This is a genomic window from Enterobacter wuhouensis, assembly GCF_035835995.1.
In the GTDB taxonomy this organism is placed as follows: domain Bacteria; phylum Pseudomonadota; class Gammaproteobacteria; order Enterobacterales; family Enterobacteriaceae; genus Enterobacter; species Enterobacter wuhouensis.
On the sequence record NZ_CP142124.1, the window covers coordinates 2,623,093 to 2,644,808 of the forward strand.

Annotated in this window: 21 protein-coding genes; 11 read left to right on the forward strand and 10 right to left on the reverse strand. The window is 54.8% G+C overall.

The window, feature by feature from the left end:
• Position 1: 1 nt before the first annotated feature.
• The 9 genes from VPX56_RS12620 to pspA all read right to left on the reverse strand — a co-directional run bounded on the left by VPX56_RS12620 (position 2) and on the right by pspA (position 7,549).
• Positions 2–1,054 carry a D-guloside 3-dehydrogenase gene (locus tag VPX56_RS12620; protein ID WP_326466694.1) on the reverse strand — a complete coding sequence of 351 codons (1,053 nt, stop codon included), beginning with the start codon at positions 1,052–1,054 and terminating at the stop codon, positions 2–4.
• A gap of 27 nt (positions 1,055–1,081) precedes the next feature.
• Complete coding sequence (locus tag VPX56_RS12625; protein WP_326466696.1) at positions 1,082–1,924, reverse strand: carbohydrate ABC transporter permease; 843 nt, start codon at positions 1,922–1,924, stop codon at positions 1,082–1,084.
• Positions 1,911–2,792 (reverse strand): carbohydrate ABC transporter permease, encoded by an 882-nt coding sequence (locus VPX56_RS12630; protein ID WP_131632449.1) that lies wholly within the window; start codon positions 2,790–2,792, stop codon positions 1,911–1,913. The genes VPX56_RS12625 and VPX56_RS12630 overlap by 14 nt, the downstream gene beginning before the upstream one ends.
• A gap of 21 nt (positions 2,793–2,813) precedes the next feature.
• Complete coding sequence (locus VPX56_RS12635; protein WP_326466699.1) at positions 2,814–4,106, reverse strand: ABC transporter substrate-binding protein; 1,293 nt, start codon at positions 4,104–4,106, stop codon at positions 2,814–2,816.
• A gap of 15 nt (positions 4,107–4,121) precedes the next feature.
• Positions 4,122–5,819 carry a sugar phosphorylase gene (locus VPX56_RS12640; protein WP_326466701.1) on the reverse strand — a complete coding sequence of 566 codons (1,698 nt, stop codon included), beginning with the start codon at positions 5,817–5,819 and terminating at the stop codon, positions 4,122–4,124.
• A gap of 199 nt (positions 5,820–6,018) precedes the next feature.
• Complete coding sequence (pspD, locus tag VPX56_RS12645; protein WP_326466703.1) at positions 6,019–6,240, reverse strand: phage shock protein PspD; 222 nt, start codon at positions 6,238–6,240, stop codon at positions 6,019–6,021.
• A gap of 12 nt (positions 6,241–6,252) precedes the next feature.
• Positions 6,253–6,612 carry an envelope stress response membrane protein PspC gene (gene pspC / locus VPX56_RS12650; RefSeq protein ID WP_131632445.1) on the reverse strand — a complete coding sequence of 120 codons (360 nt, stop codon included), beginning with the start codon at positions 6,610–6,612 and terminating at the stop codon, positions 6,253–6,255.
• Positions 6,612–6,836, reverse strand: coding sequence for an envelope stress response membrane protein PspB (gene pspB, locus VPX56_RS12655; RefSeq protein WP_131632444.1), 225 nt, complete (start codon positions 6,834–6,836; stop codon positions 6,612–6,614). Before pspB ends, pspC begins: the two co-directional genes overlap by 1 nt.
• Positions 6,837–6,880: 44 nt before the next feature.
• Entirely contained in the window at positions 6,881–7,549 is a 669-nt protein-coding gene (gene pspA / locus VPX56_RS12660; protein ID WP_131632443.1) for a phage shock protein PspA, read from the reverse strand.
• Between the two features lie 166 nt (positions 7,550–7,715).
• Here pspA and pspF point away from each other — a divergent pair, with 166 nt between their 5' ends.
• The 10 genes from pspF to pdeR all read left to right on the forward strand — a co-directional run bounded on the left by pspF (position 7,716) and on the right by pdeR (position 20,454).
• A complete protein-coding gene (gene pspF, locus VPX56_RS12665; protein WP_263609544.1) occupies positions 7,716–8,693 on the forward strand; it encodes a phage shock protein operon transcriptional activator in 978 nt (325 codons plus the stop codon).
• Positions 8,694–8,781: 88 nt separating this feature from the next.
• Positions 8,782–10,422 carry an ABC transporter substrate-binding protein SapA gene (gene sapA / locus VPX56_RS12670; protein WP_263609543.1) on the forward strand — a complete coding sequence of 547 codons (1,641 nt, stop codon included), beginning with the start codon at positions 8,782–8,784 and terminating at the stop codon, positions 10,420–10,422.
• Positions 10,419–11,384 (forward strand): putrescine export ABC transporter permease SapB, encoded by a 966-nt coding sequence (gene sapB, locus VPX56_RS12675; protein WP_131632440.1) that lies wholly within the window; start codon positions 10,419–10,421, stop codon positions 11,382–11,384. The genes sapA and sapB overlap by 4 nt, the downstream gene beginning before the upstream one ends.
• Complete coding sequence (gene sapC, locus VPX56_RS12680) at positions 11,371–12,261, forward strand: putrescine export ABC transporter permease SapC (RefSeq protein ID WP_263609542.1); 891 nt, start codon at positions 11,371–11,373, stop codon at positions 12,259–12,261. Before sapB ends, sapC begins: the two co-directional genes overlap by 14 nt.
• Entirely contained in the window at positions 12,261–13,253 is a 993-nt protein-coding gene (sapD, locus tag VPX56_RS12685; protein ID WP_131632438.1) for a putrescine export ABC transporter ATP-binding protein SapD, read from the forward strand. Before sapC ends, sapD begins: the two co-directional genes overlap by 1 nt.
• A 1-nt stretch (position 13,254) precedes the next feature.
• The gene (gene sapF, locus VPX56_RS12690; RefSeq protein WP_131632437.1) at positions 13,255–14,061 is read left to right on the forward strand and encodes a putrescine export ABC transporter ATP-binding protein SapF; all 807 of its coding nucleotides are present in this window, start codon (positions 13,255–13,257) and stop codon (positions 14,059–14,061) included.
• A 124-nt stretch (positions 14,062–14,185) separates the two neighbouring features.
• Positions 14,186–14,974, forward strand: a complete 789-nt coding sequence (fabI, locus tag VPX56_RS12695) for an enoyl-ACP reductase FabI (protein WP_131632436.1) — start codon at positions 14,186–14,188, stop codon at positions 14,972–14,974.
• Positions 14,975–15,129: 155 nt separating this feature from the next.
• Positions 15,130–16,116, forward strand: coding sequence for a CMD domain-containing protein (locus VPX56_RS12700; RefSeq protein ID WP_326466715.1), 987 nt, complete (start codon positions 15,130–15,132; stop codon positions 16,114–16,116).
• A gap of 88 nt (positions 16,117–16,204) precedes the next feature.
• On the forward strand, positions 16,205–18,139 hold the full coding sequence (locus tag VPX56_RS12705; protein WP_326466717.1) for an exoribonuclease II: 1,935 nt from the start codon (positions 16,205–16,207) through the stop codon (positions 18,137–18,139).
• 323 nt (positions 18,140–18,462) lie between these two features.
• Positions 18,463–20,454, forward strand: a complete 1,992-nt coding sequence (pdeR, locus tag VPX56_RS12710; protein WP_131632433.1) for a cyclic di-GMP phosphodiesterase — start codon at positions 18,463–18,465, stop codon at positions 20,452–20,454.
• On the opposite strand, the gene VPX56_RS12715 is transcribed toward pdeR, so the two are convergent.
• On the reverse strand, positions 20,451–21,317 hold the full coding sequence (locus VPX56_RS12715) for a crotonase/enoyl-CoA hydratase family protein (protein ID WP_326466720.1): 867 nt from the start codon (positions 21,315–21,317) through the stop codon (positions 20,451–20,453). The two genes, pdeR and VPX56_RS12715, sit on opposite strands and share 4 nt — an antisense overlap.
• A gap of 193 nt (positions 21,318–21,510) precedes the next feature.
• Between VPX56_RS12715 and VPX56_RS12720 the strand changes: the two genes are divergently transcribed.
• The gene (locus VPX56_RS12720) at positions 21,511–21,693 is read left to right on the forward strand and encodes a YciZ family protein (protein WP_131632431.1); all 183 of its coding nucleotides are present in this window, start codon (positions 21,511–21,513) and stop codon (positions 21,691–21,693) included.
• The last annotated feature ends 23 nt before the right edge of the window (positions 21,694–21,716 follow it).

Here is a 21,716-nt window from a genome sequence, read left to right on the forward strand (position 1 = left end):
CTTAAAAAGTGACGCCCATTTTGATACTCAGTTCCGGGTGCTGGTCGACATACTTCATGTAGCTCTCCGCGCTGGTGGTAAAGGTAACCACCGGATCGATAAGATCCTCGCAGTTGAGATAGCCGTTCATCAGCAATTCCCAACAGGTTTCTTCGATACGCTTGCGGCTCCAGCGCGGGTAATCCGGGTTTGGCTCACTGCAGGCGCGGGAAAAGACTATCTTCGCGTTATTGAAATGTGCTTCCCGCCCGAGGTTGAAGCCCTCCGCAAAAGGTTTAGCGAAGGCAACGTAGGAGATGGTGCCGCCGTACGCGAGCCCGCGCAGCGCGGACTGCAGCGCGTCGGCAAAGCCGCTGGTTTCAATAATCACGTCCGCGCCCTGCTTGCCGGTCAGCTTTTTAATTTCCAGGCCAACATCCGTACCGATCGGATTAAGGCAGGCGTCCGCACCATGACGACGGGCAATTTCACAGCGGTGTTCGATAGGATCTACGCCAATCACAACGGACGCTCCGGCCTTTTTCGCCAGCTGAATCGCAATCTGCCCAATTGCCCCCAGCCCGACAACCACCACAAAATCCCCTACCCGAACGTTGGCATCACGCACGCCGCTCATCGCGAACTGCGCCGGGTCATAGCAGACCGCGTTTTTCCAGGAGGCACCCTGCGGCATTTTGCGCAGCTTGTAGTTATTAACGGCATTGACAATGACGGTTTCCTGCAGCGGGCCGTAGCAGCACACGCGATCGCCCGTCTGGTATTCCGTCACGTCGGCACCGCATTCAATAATGTCGCCGACGATCATGTTGCCCAACTGGAATTTACCGAACTCAATACCGCGCGCCGCCCCCTCTTCCCGCGGGGTGAACAGCTGCCACTCCGCATTAAATTCCTCATCAATAAACGGGCTCGCGGCTCTGAAGTCGACCACTTCGGTGCCGTGTTTCGGCGCACCAAAACGCGCGCGGATCTTTACTTCATGCCCGGCAACAGGACGATCTTCATATTCCACCAGCGCCGCTACGCGAGGCGCTGTCGCAACTAACTTTTTCATGACTCACTCCTTGTAAAATTGGCCGCCTCAGCCCTTAACGCCGCCGGCGGTCAAACCACTTTTAATAAAACGTTCTGACAGCGCGTACATGATGACAACCGGAAGCGCGGTCACCAGCGATGCCGCCATCATGCGACCCCAGATGTAGTCTGGCGTGCTAAAGAGCGTATTCAGCCCCACCGGCAAGGTGAAATTGCTGGCGCTGGACAGGAAAATAGAGGCGAACAGGTAGTCGTTCCATGCCACCATGAAGCAGTAGACAAAGACCGATACGAGCCCTGAGATAGCCAGCGGCACGGTAATACGGAAGATGATTTGCAGGCGGTTAAGCCCGTCCATCATCGCTGCCTCTTCAATTTCATCCGGGATGGTGTCGAAATAGCTGCGCAGCATGAATACCGCCGTCGGCAGCGTCTGCGTCACCATGGTGACGATCAGTGCCAGCTCGGTGTCATAGATCCCAAGCGCGGTAATGATTTTGAAGAGCGGTACGACCAGCAAAATCCCGGAGAACATGTAGACGGTGTAAAAGCTTGCGTTGATCGTCGCTCGCCCCTTAAAGCGCAGCTTGGACAAGGCGTAAGCCCCCAGCGTACCGAGGAACACGGCGATCACCGAGGAGGTCAACGACACCACCATGCTGTTCCTGAAATAGTCCACGAACGGGAAGATCAGCGGGTTAAAAATGTCGATGTAGTGCTGCAACGTCCATGCCTGCGGCAGAATGGTCGGATGCAGAGATATCGCCTCTTTCGCACTCTTGAACGAGGTCATCAGCATCACGAAGAACGGGAACAGCGTGACGATCAGAAATACCGCCAGCCCCACATAAAAACCGATACGGCCCATTACGCGTTTATTTGTTGCCATTGAGGTTCACCCTTTTTCTGGTCAGCAGAATGACGGCAAAGATGATGACAAACAGCACCACGGAGATAGCCGCAGCTTTGCCCAGGTCGTTGAACGCAAACGCAGTTTTGTAGAGGTAAACGCCCAAAATATCGACCTTCGTCGTCAGCAGATAAACATCCGCAAACATGTAGAACATCCAGATGGTGCGCAGCGTAATGACCGTGGCCAGTACCGGCATAATTGCGGGTAGCGTCACGATGCGAAAACGCTGCCAGGCATTGGCGCCATCCATTTCTGCCGCTTCGTACAGCGATTTATCGATCGTCTGCAAAATCGCGAGAAACGAGATAAACGCGTAGGGGAAGTAGCGCCAGATGGCGAACAGCACCACCAGCACAAAGCTGCTGCCGGGATTGTCGAACCACAGCGGGGCCTGGTCGTACAGGTGCAGCAGGTCGACGCCCAGATAGTTCACGATGCCGTAGCCGTTGTTGAACATGTATTTCCAGGCAAATACCAGCGAAATAGAGGGCGTGACGTAAGAGAGAATGACCAGCGAACGCGCCGTTTTCCGCAGACGGAACTCCCGGTTAAAGAAGATGGCAACCGCCAGCCCGAGCCCGGTACTGCCGATAACCACCAGCGCCGTGTACCAGAATGTCATCCACAGTGAATGCCAGAACGCGGCATCACTCAGAATACGAATGTAGTTATCAAGTCCGACAAAAACAGCGTCTATGCGCGGGTTAAGCGGCAAGCGTAAGAAACTGATTTCAATGTTGGAAATCATTGGCCAGGCCACGAGGCCCCCCAGCAAAAGCAGGCTGGGGGCCAACAGCAGCATGGCGAAAGGCATATCTGAACGACCAGAAAACAACGTCTTCATAATTCCCTTCGCAGTGCGCTCCTATCGTTGTGAAATCAAGTCGGTCAGTCGCTTCTGGCTGTTGCTTAGCGTTGCACTGAGATCCTGTTGACCCACCGTGACGTTATGCACCATGGAACTGATAATGCCCGAGCCGGTGACATCACCCATGCGGGTAAAGTTTTTGTCGCCCACCGCACCAAACACCTGCACATTTGGGAACTGGGCAATCAACTCATAAGGCAGCTGGCCGAAGGCTTTGATGACGTCGTTCTCTTTCCATGTTGCGGTATCAACCACGAGCTTATTCACGGGCAGCGCTGCGCCAGGCGACATCATGACCCAGTCCGTTGCGTTTTGAGCCTGCTCCATCCAGGTGACAAATTTCTCCGCCGCCTGCGTTTCCTCTTCCGTTTGACCCGTGGTGATCGTCAGGGATGTCACCATGCCGTAGACGGCGGAGGATTTTTCAGTCGGAACCACAAAGCCCAGATTGGCAGGATTGCCGTCCTTGTAGACCGCCGGAAGGATGTAGGTGGAATAAACGGCCATCGGTGCCGAGCCGTTCATAAAGGCGTCTTTAATCTCCATGACATCGTTTGACCCCGGCATGGTAGTTGCCGCGAGCCCTTTATAGAACGCCAGCGCTTTCGACATTTCTGGCGTATCGATTTCTACGTTGCCATTGGCATCAAAGACGTTCGCGCCGCCGGAAAGCGCAAACTGGGAGAAAGCCTGTTCGGTCATAACGCTCTCGGCAGTTGGCAGCGCAATACCGTAATGTTTTTTGGCCGGGTCATTCAGCGTCTGGCTGGCTTTCAGCAGCTGTTCCCAGTTCTTGGGTTCGGCAATTCCTGCCGCCGCAAGCACGTCTTTGTGATACCAGACGCCGGAAAGCCAGGCGCTGATCGGCACGCCGGTCCAGGCTTCGCCATCTTCCGTACGCACAACGCGCAGGATGCCGTCGTAGAAGGTCTTTTCGCCCACGGCGCTGATAGCTGCAGCGATCGCAGCGCGATCCAGCAGCTGCTCTTTATCCATGACTTTTGCGTAATCGTGGCTGACTTCAATCACTTCCGGCAGCGCACCGGTTCTGGCCAGCGTAATCACTTTGGTGTTATAGGCGTCCTCTTCCACGGGCACCTGTTTCACCGTAATAGTGGGGTTTTCTTTCTCAAACTTTTCAATCAGCTGCGTGATAACGGCCTGACGCTCCTGCTCAACCGATGAGTGCATAAACTCGATGGTGACAGCAGATTGCTTGTCGTCCTTACAGCCTGATATCAGGGCGCACGAAACCAGTGCTGATAACAGCACAATTCTTGGCACTTTCATTTTTAAGGTCCTTTTTTAGTTTTCTTTAATCCACATAACCTGCCATGGATTTAGGGTCAGAGTCGTACCGCTAATATCATCTCCGGCAATCAATTCCCTGCCTGAGTGAATATCCGAATCAATATTCTGAATATGATTACTGAAATTAAACAAACCGGTAATTTGCTCACCGCACTCTGCTGTGCGAACTATTTTAAACACATGCTTGCCTGACGTAGAAAAAATAGCCTGACTGTCAGGGTGAAATGCTTTCTCTCCGCGACGCACGTCAATTAATTTGCTCAATGCATGATAAATGTTATGGCGAAGACTCTTATTATCGTCGAAATCTCGGTCGATTTCTCCGGCAAGGTATTTTCGCCTGTTTATCGCACGGTTATATCCCAAACGTTCTACGCCGTCATAATCATTACGTGAACCCAGGATACTTTGGATATAGACGGCAGGTACGCCAGGAAAGCTCAATAACACCGCGTGCGCCAGAATAAATCGGGCAATACGGCTATTATCGTCGCTGTCCCGCGAGCTTAAGGCATCAAGATACGTTACGTTAATCTCGTAAGGGCTACGCGTTCCATCAGGGTTATTTTTCCAGTTAACCAGCGCCCCTTCCTGCTGAAGTTTTTCCACCAGGGAGAGGATCTCAGACTCAGGTAGAATACCGCGCAGTGGATTTAAACCAATGCCGTCGTGCGAGGCTAAAAAGTTAAACCAGGTGGTTTTCGTGGATGGCAGCGTTAACGATGCCGCCCACTGACAAAGTGCCTGTACGTTCTGATGATGCACGGCATACAGCACCAGCGGAGGCAAGGAGAACTGATAGACCATGTGCGCTTCATTTTCGCCATTGCCGAAGTAAGAAATGTTGTCATTATGGGGAACATTCGTCTCAGTGATGATGACCGTACCCGGTGCAACTGCGTCCGTAATCGCGCGGAAAAGCTGAATGAGCCGATGCGTATTTTCAAGATGAATACAGTTTGTGCCGGGTGTCTTCCACATAAAGCCCACGGCATCCAGACGGATGTAACTTGCCCCTTCGGCCAGATAATGAAGCAGCACCTCCACCATCGCGATGAGGACCTGAGGTGAGGCAAAATTGAGGTCGACCTGATCTTCACTAAAGGTTGTCCACAGGTGACGAAGGCGTCCATCCGGTAGCCTGAACGGCGTTAAAAGCGGCAATGCTCTCGGACGCGTAACAGCGGACAGGTCGGTATTGGGATCGACAGAAATAAAGAAATCGTCATAGCCCGGTTTTTGAGCGAGGTAATTAGCAAACCACTGACTCTTTGCCGACATATGGTTGCAAACAAAGTCGAACATCAGGTAGGCAGACTTATTTAATGCCTTAACGTCCTGCCAGGTTCCCGTTCCCGGTGAAACCTGGTGATAATCTTTAACCGAAAAACCGTCATCTGAGGACCAGGGATAAAACGGCAATAAATGGACATGAGAAAAGGAACGGCGAAGCCACTTATTATAAAACCGGGTAAACACCGGCAGGGCATCCTCCCCTTGCGCAGTAAACTGATCGGCGTAGGTAATCAGAACCACATCTTTTTCATCCCAATTCTGCTTACGTTTATCGGTAATAACCTCACGAGCACTTTCCATTTTTTCCGAAAGCATCTTTAGATGGCCTTCGGTAAACGAATCCCCGTAAACAAGATCGATTAAATTCTTAATTTTTGCGTTCACATTATTTTCCATGGTAGCGGTCCCACGGAAAGCAATCTACTCCCATGAAAAATATCTGTCAACGCACCAGGAAGGAGAAAATCACGATCTGAAATGAGGGAAAGGCATTAATGTGAGCTGCTGCAAAGAAAGGATGAAAAGAAAGGAAAATAGTCAAAAATGCCGCGCGCCCTGCTCTCGTTTGAGACAGGGCGCGCGCAATGCGGAATGATCAGGGCAGGTAGCGGCGAGAAAGCCGTTTGGCCAGTTTTTGTAAAAGGGGCTCCAGCGCCACGGCCAGCAGCATTCGCACCGGTTTGCGGGCAACAGCTTTTACCGCCCAGCCGGCGACACCCGCCGGGCCATAACGTAACGCCGTCAGCAGGACCAGTTTACCTGCGATTTTCAGGCCGGGTTTTACCTTCTGACCGGCCTGTTGCCAGTTTCGATTCATGAATAATCTCTCTTAAAGCTGACGAAAACGACTTCTCAGCGTAAAGGTATCAGACGTGACATAACGTTCCATTTCCCGCAGCCGCTTCTCGCCCGCTGCCAGTTCATCATCCACGCGATTGAGGATATCGTGACTGGTTGGCGCGCCTTCCGCTGCCAGTTCACCATCCGGCATGGGATCAAGCACAAACGACAGAATGATATAGGCCACGAGGGTAATAAACGCGAGGCCGAAGAACAGGGATAACACGGTCACCACCCGCACCAGCTTTACCGGTACGTCCAGGTAGTGTGCAAGCCCCGCACAAACGCCACGAACCATGCCCTGCTGCGGAATGCGCCACAATTTTTTGTTCAGGTTCAGTCCAGACATTAACGGTCCCTCCAGTTCGGGTGTTCCGCATCCAGGATAGCTTCCAGCGCCTGAATACGGTCGCGCATTTTGTTCGCCTGATCGGACAGCTGCACCAGACGTTGTTGCTCACTCTGGGACAGATCGCCGCGCGAGGAGCGGTTGCTGTAATGCAGCCATAACCAAATCGGCAGAACGAACAGCACGAAAATGGTCAGAGGAATAGCCAGAAAAAGCGCGCTCATGTGTACTCCTTGTATAGCGGCACGCCAAGGTGCCGCGCTAATTATTATTGGTTGTCTTGCTTCATTTTGGCTTTCAGCGCCGCCAGCTGCTCGCTGATGTCGTCGTCAGCTTTCAGATCGGCAAACTGCTGATCGAGCGATTTCTGTTTTCCAATGCTGTGGCTTTCCGCTTCCGCTTCCATCTGATCGATGCGGCGTTCAAACGATTCGAAACGCGCCATTGCTTCATCCAGCTTGCCGCTGTCGAGCTGACGGCGAACATCGCGAGAAGAGCTTGCGGCCTGGTGACGCAGCGTCAGCGCCTGCTGGCGCGCGCGGGTCTCACTGAGTTTGTTTTCCAGCTCGCCAATCTCTTTCTTCATGCGCGTAAGCGTATCGTCCACCAGCGTCACTTCGTGTTCCAGCGCGGTGACCATATCGGCAAGCTTCTGCTTTTCAATCAGCGCGGCGCGCGCCAGATCTTCTTTATCTTTACGCAGCGCCAGCTCCGCCTTTTCCTGCCACTCGTTGAGCTGGCCTGTCGCCTGCTCAATTCGGCGCGTTAACTGCTTTTTCTCAGCCAGCGCGCGTGCAGAGGTGGAACGAACTTCAACCAGCGTATCTTCCATTTCCTGAATCATCAAACGCACCAGCTTCTGCGGATCTTCCGCTTTCTCAAGCAGCGAGTTAATGTTGGCGTTCACGATGTCGGCAAAACGAGAAAAAATACCCATAATTCAATCCTCACATTTCTGTTATCGGGCGATGCCCTGCTGTATCGATAATACAAATCCCATGCCAAGTTTTTATGTCGTTGATTTTACTGGATGAGATTGATTAATGTGCATCTTGAGACTATTCTCACCTGGTGAATATCACTAAGGAGTGGTTAATTTCATCATGGCTGGATACAAAGATAACTTATTAGGTGAAGCAAACAGCTTTCTGGAAGTGCTCGAGCAGGTTTCGCGCCTTGCGCCGCTGAATAAACCGGTGCTGATCATCGGCGAGCGCGGTACAGGCAAAGAGCTGATTGCCAACCGCCTGCACTATTTATCCGGCCGCTGGGACGGCCCCTTCATCTCCCTAAACTGCGCGGCGTTAAATGAAAACCTGCTCGATACCGAACTCTTTGGCCATGAAGCCGGGGCCTTTACCGGCGCGCAAAAACGTCATCCCGGCCGTTTCGAGCGTGCCGACGGCGGTACGCTTTTCCTCGATGAACTGGCGACAGCCCCCATGCTGGTACAGGAAAAATTGCTCCGCGTGATCGAATATGGCGAGCTGGAGCGCGTCGGTGGAAGCCAGCCTCTGCAGGTTAACGTGCGTCTGGTTTGCGCTACCAATGCCAACCTGCCGGAAATGGTGGCGCAGGATAAATTCCGTGCTGACCTGCTGGACCGTCTGGCTTTCGACGTGGTGAATCTTCCCCCGCTTCGCGAGCGCCGCAGCGACATCATGCTGCTGGCGGAACAGTTTGCTATTCAGATGTGTCGGGAGCTGGGCCTGCCGCTGTTTCCCGGTTTCAGCGACTATGCGCAGCAAACGCTGCTGGCTTATCCGTGGCCCGGAAATATTCGCGAACTGAAAAACGTCGTCGAGCGTTCCGTGTACCGGCACGGCAGCAGTGAAACCGAGCTGGACAACATCATTATCGACCCCTTCCAGCGCGAGACGCAGCCGGGAGCCCTGCCGCCTGCCTCTGCAGATGCCCCTGCACTTCCTCTCGATTTACGTCAGTTCCAGCACGATCAGGAGCACCGGCTGCTGGAACAGAGCCTGAAGCAGGCGAAATATAACCAGAAGCAGGCGGCCGAACTGCTGGGTCTGACCTACCATCAATTAAGGGCATTGCTCAAAAAGCATCAAATGCGCTGACATTATCAGCACTTACCCGCAGACATTTTTACGAAGCAGGCGTAAGTGCGATACACTTTGCAGATCGAACCTAAAAACCTTAAAAATTATGCGTCTGGTTTTATCGTCCCTTTTTGCTCTCGGTCTGTTCAGCGGCATGGCCTCTGCTGCGCCCGAGCGTGCTGCGCTCCCGGATATTCGCGACAGCGGCTTCGTCTATTGCGTTAGCGGCCAGGTTGATACCTTTAACCCTCAAAAAGCAGGCAGCGGCCTGATTGTTGATACCCTCGCCGCCCAGCTTTACGATCGCCTGCTGGATGTTGATCCCTATACCTATCGCCTGGTGCCCGAGCTTGCGGAGAGCTGGGAAGTGCTGGATAACGGCGCTACCTACCGTTTTCGCCTGCGTGACGACGTTGCCTTCCAGCACACGCCGTGGTTCACCCCTACGCGCAGGCTGAACGCGGATGACGTCGTTTTTACCTTCCAGCGCATCTTTAACCGTAACCACCCGTGGCATAACGTAAACGGGGGGAACTTTCCCTATTTCGACAGCCTGCAGTTTGCCGACACCGTTAAAAGCGTCCGTAAGCTGGATAACCGGACGGTTGAGTTCAGCCTGAAGCGGCCGGATGCTTCTTTCCTCTGGCATCTGGCAACGCATTACGCGTCCGTCATGTCTGCCGAATATGCGGCGCAGTTAACCAAACAGGATCGTCAGGAGCTGCTTGACCGCCAGCCGGTCGGTACGGGTCCCTTCCAGATGGCCGAATACCGCGCCGGGCAATATATCCGCCTGCAGCGCCATGAGAAATTCTGGCGCGGCAAGCCTCTGATGCCGCAGGTTGTCGTCGATCTGGGTTCGGGCGGTACAGGCCGACTGTCAAAGCTGCTGACCGGTGAATGCGACGTGCTTGCCTGGCCTGCCGCGAGCCAGCTGACGATTTTGCGTGACGATCCGCGCCTGCGCCTGACGCTGCGTCCGGGCATGAACATCGCCTACCTGGCCTTCAACACCGACAAGCCGCCGCTGAATAACCCAGCCGTCCGCCATGCGCTGGCGCTGGCCATTAACAACCAGCGTCTGATGCAGTCGATCTATTACGGTACGGCAGAAACCGCGGCCTCTATTTTACCGCGCGCCTCGTGGGCGTATGACGGCGAGGCTAAAATTACGGAATATAATCCCGCGAAGGCGCGCGAACAGCTCAAAGCGCTGGGGGCTGAAAACCTGACGCTTCAGCTCTGGGTTCCGACAAGCTCTCAGGCATGGAACCCAAGCCCGCTGAAAACCGCCGAACTGCTGCAGGCAGATATGGCGCAGGTGGGCGTTAAAGTGATCATCGTACCGGTCGAGGGACGTTTCCAGGAGGCGCGCCTGATGGACATGAATCATGATTTAACCCTGACCGGCTGGGCCACGGACAGTAACGATCCCGACAGCTTCTTCCGCCCGCTGCTGAGCTGTGCGGCGATAAATTCCCAGACGAACTATGCCCACTGGTGCAATCGTGAGTTTGACGCCGTGCTGCAAAAGGCGCTGGCCTCGCAGCAGCTGGCTTCCCGCATCGACGCTTATGATGAAGCGCAGAATATTCTCGCCCGCGAACTGCCCGTGCTGCCGCTCGCGTCGTCCCTGCGCCTTCAGGCCTATCGTTACGACATCAAAGGGCTGGTGCTGAGTCCGTTTGGTAACGCCTCCTTTGCCGGCGTGTTCCGTGAAAAAGAGCAAGAGGTGAAAAAACCATGATCATTTACACCTTACGTCGTCTCCTGCTGCTGCTGGTGACGCTCTTTTTCCTGACCATCGTGGGCTTCAGCCTGAGCTATTTCACCCCGCACGCGCCGCTTCAGGGATCTTCACTGTGGGATGCCTGGGCCTTCTGGTTCAACGGCGTGCTGCACTGGGACTTTGGCGTTTCGAGCATTAACGGACAGCTGATTTCCGAACAGCTGAAAGACGTTTTCCCGGCCACCATGGAGCTGTGCATTCTGGCCTTCAGCTTTGCCCTGATGGTCGGGATCCCGGTGGGGATGCTGGCAGGGATATATCGCAACAAGTGGCAGGATAAGTTTATCAGCGCCCTCGCCCTGCTCGGCTTTTCCATCCCGGTATTTTGGCTGGCGCTGCTGCTGACGCTTTTCTTCTCTCTCACCCTGGGCTGGCTGCCGGTGTCGGGTCGTTTTGACCTGCTGTATACGGTAAAAACCGTGAGCGGATTCGCCATCATTGATGCCTGGCTGTCAGATTCCGTCTGGCGTCACGAGATGATCGTTAGCGCCCTGCGCCATATGGTTCTGCCGGTGCTGACGCTGGCCGTCGCGCCGACTACCGAGGTGATTCGTCTGATGCGCATCAGCACGATTGACGTCTTCGATCAAAACTATGTCAAAGCGGCCGCCACGCGCGGACTGTCCCGGTTGACCATTTTGCGTCGACATGTCCTTCACAACGCGCTGCCGCCCGTTATCCCCCGCCTGGGGCTGCAGTTCTCGACCATGCTGACCCTCGCGATGATCACCGAGATGGTCTTTAGCTGGCCGGGCCTGGGGCGCTGGATGATTAACGCTATTCGCCAGCAGGATTACGCCGCTATCTCCGCAGGGGTGATGGTGATTGGCTCTCTGGTCATTATTGTTAACGTGATTTCCGATATTTTGGGTGCCATGGCCAACCCGTTGAAGCATAAGGAATGGTATGCCTTACGATAACGTTTACAGTGAAAAGCGCACGCCCGGTGCGCTACGTACCGTGTGGCGTAAATTCTATGGTGACACCACGGCAATGATTGGCCTGTACGGCTGTGGCGGGCTGGTATTGCTGTGCGTCTTTGGCTCGTGGTTTGCGCCTTACGGTATCGATCAGCAGTTCCTCGGCTATCAGCTGCTGCCGCCCTCGTGGTCACGCTACGGTGAAGTCTCCTTCTTCCTGGGAACAGACGATCTTGGGCGCGACGTATTAAGCCGACTGTTAAGCGGAGCGGCCCCCACCGTCGGTGGGGCATTTGTGGTAACCCTTGCGGCGACGATTTGTGGGCTGGCGCTGGGGATCTTTGCCGGTTCAACGCACGGGCTGCGCTCGGCGGTGCTCAATCACATCCTCGACACCCTGCTCTCTATTCCGTCTCTGCTGCTGGCGATTATCGTGGTGGCGTTTGCCGGGCCGCATCTCTCCCATGCCATGTTCGCCGTCTGGCTGGCCATTCTGCCGCGCATGGTGCGTTCGGTTTACAGCCTGGTGCATGACGAGCTGGAAAAAGAGTACGTTGTCGCGGCCCGCCTGGACGGTGCCACTACGCTCAACATTTTATGGTTTGCCGTACTACCAAACATTGCCGCCGGGCTGGTCACCGAGATCACCCGCGCCCTGTCTATGGCGATTCTGGACATTGCGGCGCTCGGTTTCCTCGATCTGGGCGCGCAGCTGCCCTCGCCTGAATGGGGCGCCATGCTGGGCGATGCGCTGGAACTTATCTACGTGGCCCCCTGGACGGTTATGCTGCCGGGCGCCGCCATTATGGTGAGCGTGCTGCTTATTAACCTTCTGGGTGACGGTATTCGCCGTGCCATTAACGCGGGGGTGCAATAATGCCGCTTCTTGATATCCGCAACCTCACCATCGAATTTAAGACCGGCGAAGGCTGGGTTAAGGCCGTCGATCGCATCAGCATTACGCTTGCAGAAGGCGAAATTCGCGGCCTCGTGGGTGAGTCAGGCTCGGGGAAAAGCCTTATCGCCAAAGCCATTTGCGGGGTCGCGAAAGACAACTGGCGCGTCACCGCCGATCGTATGCGTTTTGACGATATCGACCTGCTGCGCCTCTCGCCGCGCGAGCGCCGTAAGCTGGTGGGTCACAACGTCTCAATGATCTTCCAGGAGCCCCAGTCCTGCCTCGATCCGTCCGAGCGCGTGGGCAAACAGCTGATGCAAAACATTCCCGGCTGGACCTATAAGGGCCGCTGGTGGCAGCGCTTCGGCTGGCGTAAACGCCGCGCCATTGAATTGCTTCACCGGGTCGGGATTAAAGATCATAAGGATGCGATGCGCAGTTTCCCTTATGAACTCACCGACGGCGAATGCCAGAAGGTGATGATTGCCATCGCCCTCGCCAACCAGCCGCGTCTGCTGATTGCGGATGAACCTACAAACGCGATGGAGCCGACTACCCAGGCGCAGATCTTCCGCCTGCTGACGCGCCTGAATCAGAACAACAACACCACCATTTTGCTCATCAGCCACGACCTGCAAATGCTCAGCAAATGGGCGGATAAAATCGACGTGATGTACTGCGGGCAGACTGTTGAAACCGCCGTCAGCGAAGAGCTGGTCAACACGCCTCACCATCCGTACACGCAGGCGCTGATCCGCGCGATCCCTGATTTTGGCAGCGCGATGCCGCACAAGAGTCGTCTGAATACGCTGCCGGGCGCGATCCCCCTGCTGGAATCGCTGCCGATTGGCTGTCGCCTGGGTCCTCGTTGCCCCTATGCTCAACGCAAATGCATTGAAACGCCGCGTCTGTCGGGAGCCAAAAATCATCTTTACGCCTGTCATTTCCCGCTGAACATGGAGAGAGAGTGAAATGGTCGAAACCTTACTGGAAGTCCGTAACCTGAGTAAGACCTTTCGCTATCGTACCGGGCTGTTTCACCGTCAGACCGTTGAGGCGGTTAAGCCGCTGAGCTTTACGCTGCGCGAAAAACAGACTCTGGCAATCATCGGTGAAAACGGGTCAGGGAAATCTACCCTGGCAAAAATGCTCGCCGGGATGATTGAACCCTCAGCGGGGGAAGTGCTGATAGACGATCATCCGCTGGCGTTCGGGGATTACTCTTTCCGTAGCCAGCGCATCCGCATGATTTTTCAGGACCCGTCTACATCCCTCAATCCCCGACAGCGCATATCGCAAATTCTGGATTTCCCGCTGCGCCTGAATACCGATCTGGAGCCCGAAGCGCGCCGCAAGCGCGTGTTCGAAACCCTGCGCATGGTTGGGCTGCTGCCCGACCACGAAAGCTATTACCCGCACATGCTCGCGCCCGGCCAGAAACAGCGTCTGGGGCTGGCGCGCGCCTTGATTTTGCGCCCGAAGGTCATTATCGCCGACGAGGCGCTTGCCTCACTGGATATGTCGATGCGTTCGCAGTTAATTAATCTGATGCTGGAATTGCAGGAAAAACAGGGTATCTCTTATATCTACGTCACCCAACACCTCGGCATGATGAAGCACATCAGCGACCAGGTGATGGTCATGCACCAGGGTGAAGTGGTCGAGCGTGGAAGCACGGCGGACGTGTTGGCCTCCCCGCTTCATGAACTGACTAAGCGACTGATTGCCGGGCATTTTGGTGAAGCATTAACGGCTGACGCGTGGCGAAAAGACAGATAACCACGCCTCAAAAGAGTGGTCGGATTAACTAAGCACGCGACACGTGATATTATCGCCGCGTTTTAACGACGATTGTCCAGACAAGATGACGATCGCCACAACAATGAATATAAGGATTAAAGCTATGGGTTTTCTTTCCGGTAAGCGCATTCTGGTGACCGGCGTTGCCAGCAAACTGTCCATCGCATACGGCATCGCACAGGCTATGCACCGCGAAGGCGCTGAGCTGGCGTTCACCTACCAGAACGACAAGCTGAAAGGCCGTGTTGAAGAGTTTGCCGCGCAGCTGGGTTCCAGCATTGTTCTGGAATGTGACGTTGCACAAGACGAAAGCATCGATGGCATGTTTGCTGAACTGGCTAAAACGTGGGAGAAATTCGACGGTTTCGTTCACTCCATCGGCTTCGCGCCTGGCGACCAGCTGGACGGTGACTACGTGAACGCGGTTACCCGTGAAGGCTTCAAAATCGCTCACGACATCAGCTCTTACAGCTTCGTGGCGATGGCTAAATCTTGCCGCGCCATGCTGAACCCGGGATCCGCCCTGCTGACCCTGTCCTACCTGGGCGCTGAGCGTGCAATCCCTAACTATAACGTAATGGGTCTGGCTAAAGCCTCCCTGGAAGCAAACGTGCGCTACATGGCGAACGCAATGGGTCCAGAAGGCGTGCGTGTTAACGGTATCTCTGCGGGTCCAATCCGCACACTGGCGGCTTCCGGTATTAAAGATTTCCGTAAAATGCTGGCACACTGCGAAGCGGTGACCCCGATTCGCCGTACCGTGACCATCGAAGATGTGGGTAACTCTGCAGCATTCCTGTGTTCTGACCTTTCCGCAGGTATCTCCGGCGAAGTGGTTCACGTTGACGGCGGCTTCAACATCGCTGCAATGAACGAGCTGGAAATTAAGTAAGCTTGACGCTCTCTTCCCGCAAGGGAAGAGAGTTATTCCTCCCCCGTTATCCCCTTCGTTATTCCGTTCTGCTATTTGTTATCACCTAACAATATTTTTCCCCTCATCCGCCTTACGCCAGGATATTGATCGCCATTTGAGATCAAGGAACGCCCATGGAACAACGCCGTTTTTCCGGCAAAGGCCACTGGTATCATGAAACCCAGTCGAATCATTCGCAGACGGACGTTCTGCCTCTGGTGCCCGAAGCCGCTAACGTCGACGATCGTTTTTTGCTCGATTTAGCCCTGCCTGACGAGATTGTCGCCGCCTGTTCTGGCTGGCTTACCCCTGCCAGAAACCTATGCCATATGCTGTTTCCGCTTGATATTGCCGTTAATCGTTTGCATACGCTAAGCGCCTACGACAGGCTGAGTACCGCGCTGACGGTCGCGCAGGCGTGCGGCGTGCAGAGGCTCTGTAACCACTACGCCGCCCTGCTCGCCCCGCTTCCCGGCCCGGACTCCTCGCGCGAAAGCAACCGCCGTCTGGCGCAAATCACGCAGTACGCGCGCCAGCTTGCCAGTTCTCCCGACATCATTGACGACAAAGCACACGGCCAGCTTGATGAGGTCGGGCTGACAACCTTTGACATCGTGGTTATCAATCAGATTATTGGATTCATCGGCTTTCAGGCACGCGTGGTCGCTGTTTTCCAGGCGCTGCTGGGCCATCCGGTACGCTGGCTGCCGGGACATCATATTCAGCCGCACGCGCGCCCTCCCTGTATCACACCGTGGGTATCGCTTCTGCCCGTCGTGGAGCTGCGTTACGCCAGCGCGCAACAGCTTGAAACCCTTTCCCGCTGGCAAGCGGAGCCTGCGCTTGAGGCATTGACGCCGGTACTCTGTCACGAGCCGACGCTGCTTGACCTTACGGGAGAGATCCTCATTCACTGCCGTGAAGACCAAACGCCGTCCCTTGCGGTGCTGTCTTCTGCGATAGACCTTTTAACCTGCTCTCCCGACCGCTTCAGCGCAGCGCAGTTCACGCCGTTAACCGATGAAGGATTGTCTGCCGTCAGCGCGATTAACCTGCTCTCGCGGAGCGCTATTTATGGCTGGCTTGAGCGCCTCGGCATCGCGCTTGGCAAACAGGAATAACCGGACTCATTCCCCAAAGAGCGCTTGCTGTAGCAGTGAGAATCGCGTAAAACTGTCAGCCGCTCAATGGCTACGAAAATAGAACATTATGTTTCAGGACAACCCGCTGCTAGCGCAGCTTAAACAGCAACTGCATTCCCAGACGCCGCGTGCAGAAGGGGTCGTAAAAGCCACGGAAAAGGGCTTTGGCTTCCTTGAAGTTGACGGGCAGAAAAGCTACTTCATTCCACCACCGCAGATGAAGAAAGTGATGCACGGCGATCGCGTGATGGCCGTTATTCATACCGAAAAGGAACGTGAATCCGCCGAGCCGGAAGAGTTGGTCGAACCGTTCCTGAGCCGTTTCGTGGGCAAAGTGCACAGAAAAGACGATCGCCTTTCCATTGTGCCGGATCATCCCCTACTGAAGGATGCAATCCCTTGCCGCGCCGAGCGTGGTGTTGAACATGATTTTAAAGAGGGTGACTGGGCCGTCGCAGAAATGCGCCGTCATCCTCTGAAAGGCGACCGCGGTTTTTATGCTGAACTGACGCAGTTCATCACCTTTGGCGACGATCATTTCGTGCCGTGGTGGGTTACGCTGGCGCGCCATAATCTGGAAAAAGAAGCCCCGGACGGTGTCGCGACCGAAATGCAGGATGAAGGCCTGACGCGTCGTGATCTGACCGCTCTGGAGTTCGTCACCATCGACAGCGCCAGTACGGAAGACATGGATGACGCGCTGTTTGCTGAAGAAGGTCCCGACGGCAAATTGCACCTGACCGTCGCGATTGCCGATCCAACCGCGTGGATTGTTGAAGGCAGCAAGCTGGACGATATGGCCAAAGTGCGCTCGTTCACCAACTATCTGCCGGGCTTCAACATCCCTATGCTGCCGCGCGAACTCTCTGACGATCTCTGCTCGCTGCGCCCGAATGAAGTGCGTCCGGTCCTTGCCTGCCGGATGACGATTGCGGCGGACGGCACGATCGAAGACGATATTGAATTCTTCGCCGCGACCATTGAATCCAAAGCTAAGCTGGCTTACGACAACGTATCTGACTGGCTGGAAAATACCGGCAGCTGGAAACCTGAAACCGACGCCATTGCCGCGCAAATTCGCCTGCTGCATCGCATCTGCCTGAACCGTAGCGAATGGCGTAAAACCCATGCCCTGGTGTTCAAGGATCGCCCTGACTATCGCTTTGTATTAGGCGAAAAAGGGGAAGTGCTGGATATCGTGGCTGAACCGCGACGCATTGCGAACCGCATCGTTGAAGAAGCCATGATCTCTGCCAACATCTGCGCGGCACGCATACTGCGCGACAGGCTGGGCTTCGGCATTTACAACGTCCACACCGGATTCGATCCCGCGAACACGGAAGCGCTGGCCGCCCTGCTGAAGAACCACGACGTTCACGTCGATCCGGAAGAAGTCCTCACGCTGCCGGGCTTCTGCAAGCTTCGCCGCGAGCTGGATGCCCAGCCGTCCGGTTTCCTCGACAGCCGCATTCGCCGGTTCCAGTCCTTCGCGGAAATCAGCACTGAGCCGGGTCCACATTTCGGCCTGGGCCTCGACGCATACGCCACCTGGACGTCTCCGATCCGTAAGTATGGCGATATGGTTAACCACCGCCTGCTGAAATCGATCGTCAAGGGCGAATCCATTGCGCGTCCGCAGGATGACACCACGCTGCAAATGGCCGAGCGCCGTCGCCTGAACCGCATGGCGGAACGCGACGTCGGCGACTGGCTGTATGCCCGCTTCCTGAAGGACAAAGCCGGGACCGACACCCGCTTCGCCGCTGAAATCATTGATATCAGCCGTGGGGGCATGCGCGTTCGTCTGGTCGATAACGGCGCCGTGGCCTTTATCCCCGCGCCTTTCCTGCATGCCGTTCGCGACGAGCTGGTCTGCAGTCAGGAAAACGGTACGGTGCAAATTAAAGGTGAAACGGTTTACAAAGTCACTGACGTGATCGACGTTAACATCGCCGAAGTTCGCATGGAAACCCGCAGCATTATCGCGCGCCCTGTCGCCTGATAACCTGCTAAAATGTCGGCCATTTCCTTTTAGGTCAGGCCGACATTTTTTCCTTTCATCCCTCGCCCACAAATCTTCATTTTTTCTGACAATTTTCAGTCTTCCCTCGCCCAAATTCGCCAGAATTATCTACAGTAAAAGAGTGCCGTCATATTCGGTTACGTGAATTTTTATACGTTGAGTATTTTTTTTAACCCGACTCGTTTTAAGATAAGAAAACGGGAAAAAACAAGACGTTCACTTCGATTTTGCCGCTCTTTTACTGCGGAAAACACGACTTAAACTGAATAGATTTTGCGCTAATGACTAGCCGCGGGAGAAAAATGATGGACGATCTGGAGCAGAATTTGCTGTTTCGCTACATGGGCACGCACAGTCCCTGGTGGCGACTGACAGCCGACAGCAATGCTCTCCATCTGGCAGCCAGCGAAAGTGCTGATGTGATCCAGGTCGTTGCGCTGGATGACGAGCAGGCCGACCTTATCCGCGAGCTAACCGTGATTACCTCCAGTATTTCGATGACGCTGTCTCTGTACGGCGTTGACGTTCCTGTCCATCTGGTGGGTCGTAAAATCAGTAAAAAGGAGTGGGCCGGTACGGCATCGGCCTGGAATGATACCCCTTCCGTAGCCCGCGATCTGGCGCAAGGACTCTCTTTCGCTGAACAGGTTGTTTCCGAAGCCAACTCCGTCATTGTTATTCTCGATCAGCACGGCAATATCCAACGCTTCAACCGGCTGAGTGAAGAATATACCGGCCTGAAAGAACAGGAAGTTATCGGCCAGAACGTGTTCAAGCTGTTTATGAGCCGCAGCGAAGCCGCCGCCTCTAAGCGCAATATCACCGGCTTTTTTCGCAACGGTAGCTCCTACGAGGTTGAGCGCTGGATTAAAACCCGTAAGGGTCAAAGGCTGTTTCTGTTCAGGAACAAATTTGTTCACAGCGGCAGCGGTAAAAACGAAATTTTCCTTATCTGTTCAGGCACCGATATTACCGAGGAGCGTCGTGCCCAGGAGCGCCTGCGCGTATTGGCTAATACCGATACCATTACCGGTTTGCCAAACAGGAATGCCATTCATGAGTTGATTTCAGACGCCATCGACGCCCGGGGAGAAACCCAGGTTGGCGTGGTGTATCTCGATCTGGATAACTTCAAAAAAGTTAATGATGCCTACGGACACATGTTTGGCGATCAGCTTTTACAGGCGGTTGCCCTCGCGATCCTGAGCTGCCTGGATGAAGGCCAGACCCTCGCCCGTCTCGGCGGCGATGAGTTTATTGTCATGGCGACGGATACCTCGCAAGGTTCCCTGGAAGCGATGGCATCTCGCATCCTGACGCGCTTACGCCAGCCGTTCAGAATAGGCCTGATTGAGATCTACACAGGCTGCTCGCTGGGGATTGCCCTGGCGCCGCAGCATGGCACCGATCGGGAAAGCGTCATTCGTAACGCCGATACCGCCATGTATACGGCTAAAGAGAGCGGTCGCGGCAAGTTCTGCGTTTTTTCACCGGAAATGAACCAGCGGGTGTTTGAATACCTTTGGCTGGATACCAACCTGCGCAAAGCGCTCGATAACGATCAGCTCCTGATCCACTACCAGCCGAAAATGACCTGGCGCGGTGAAATCCGCAGCCTGGAAGCGCTGGTGCGCTGGCAGTCGCCGGAGCGTGGGCTTATTCCCCCGCTGGAATTTATTTCCTACGCGGAAGAGTCGGGGTTAATTGTTCCGCTCGGCCGCTGGGTGATGCTCGACGTCGTTCGGCAGGTGGCAAAGTGGCGCGACAAGGGGATCAACCTTCGCGTTGCGGTAAACGTCTCTGCACGTCAGCTGGCCGACCAAACTATCTTCAGCGATTTAAAACAGGCGCTTAAGGATTTAGATTTTGAATACTGCCCTATCGACGTTGAGCTGACGGAAAGCTGCCTGATTGAAAACGAGGAGCTGGCGCTTTCGGTGATCCAGCAGTTCAGCCGGCTTGGCGCACAAATTCATCTCGATGATTTTGGTACCGGCTATTCTTCCCTTTCACAGCTCGCCCGTTTCCCCATCGACGCCATTAAGCTCGACCAGTCTTTTGTCAGGGATATTCATAAGCAATCAATTTCACAGTCACTGGTGCGCGCCATCGTGGCCGTGGCCCAGGCGCTTAACCTGCAGGTGATTGCCGAAGGTGTGGAGAGCGCAAAAGAAGACGCCTTTCTGACTAAGAACGGCGTCAACGAACGGCAGGGTTTCCTTTTCGCTAAGCCTATGCCCGCTGCCGCATTCGAGCGATGGCTCAAGCGCTATCAGTCACGAAAAATGCGTTAGCTGGCCTTGCGTAAACCCGCCTGGTGGCGGTTTTGCAGCATCACCAGACGCTCCATATAGGCGATATCTTTGGGTTCGAGGCAGAACGCCGCATCGACCCAATCTTCCGTTATATCCATCAGTTCACTGCGCGGCAGCTGCAGAACGCGCGTGCGGGCGCGAAGCATGGCCCTGACGCCGTTCAGTTTTGGCTGCAGCGTGTCGATAAAGGTCCGGATGGCAACGTAGCTTTGTCCGGGCTCAAACAGCACGTCCACGAGCCCATGCTGCTCATACCATTCCGCCGTATGCGACTCCCCTTTATAGATCAGCTCTTCGGCCAGCTTCATGCCTGAACGGCGCGCGACCAGTGAATATCCCCCCATGCCGGGAAACAGGTTGAAGGCAATTTCAGGAAAGCCCAGGCGGGCATCGCGCTGAGCGAGCACGAAATGGTGCGCCAGCGCGGCTTCAAACCCTCCGCCCAGCGCGCTTCCTTCGACCATAGCTAAAGATATCGCACCGGTATCAAACCCCCGTGACGCCGCGTGGACACAATCGACACAGGCGCGGGCATACGCCCGAAGCGCCTCCCGGCGACCGTTCTGAATGCATTCGACGAAGAACTGCAAATCGCCTCCCGCATTGTACATGTCGGGCACCAGCGAGCCGGTTACCCAGAAATCCGCGGCAAATCCGGACTGGCGAACCAGCCAGGAGAGGTTCATGATCTCCTCAATGAGCGCATGGTTGAAACAGGGACGTGGCTGCGCCCGCAACATCATCCAGACGGTACGTCGCTCCTCCTCATAATAAGCAGCCAACTGGGTGAAACGTTCAGCATCGGTAAACAGTGTGCAGGTTGCCTGATTGATAACTGTCATAGCCTAATTCCTCATATAATAAAGCGCCTTGCGCGCAGTTTTAGACTAATCCACCCAATCAACACGCTGTATGTGAGGGGTTAAAATTATCACTTTCATTTATGTAATTTGGTTATCGTATTTTTTCCCTTCTCTTTTGATTCCATTTTCTGCATCATTGAAAATATTAACTTTTCGCGCCTAAGGTGAGATTATGTCTAACATTGATGCACTGGCCGTGGCACAACGTATTGATACGGTGCTGGATATTCTGGTTGCGGGTGATTACCAGTCCGCTATTCGCAATCTGGAGATCCTGAAATCTGAACTTCTTTCCCGGAATGGTTCAGAAACCGCCGCTGAAAACACACAGCCAAAAGCGCCGTGGGAAGTCTAACCCCACCCTTTTCGACCTCGTTT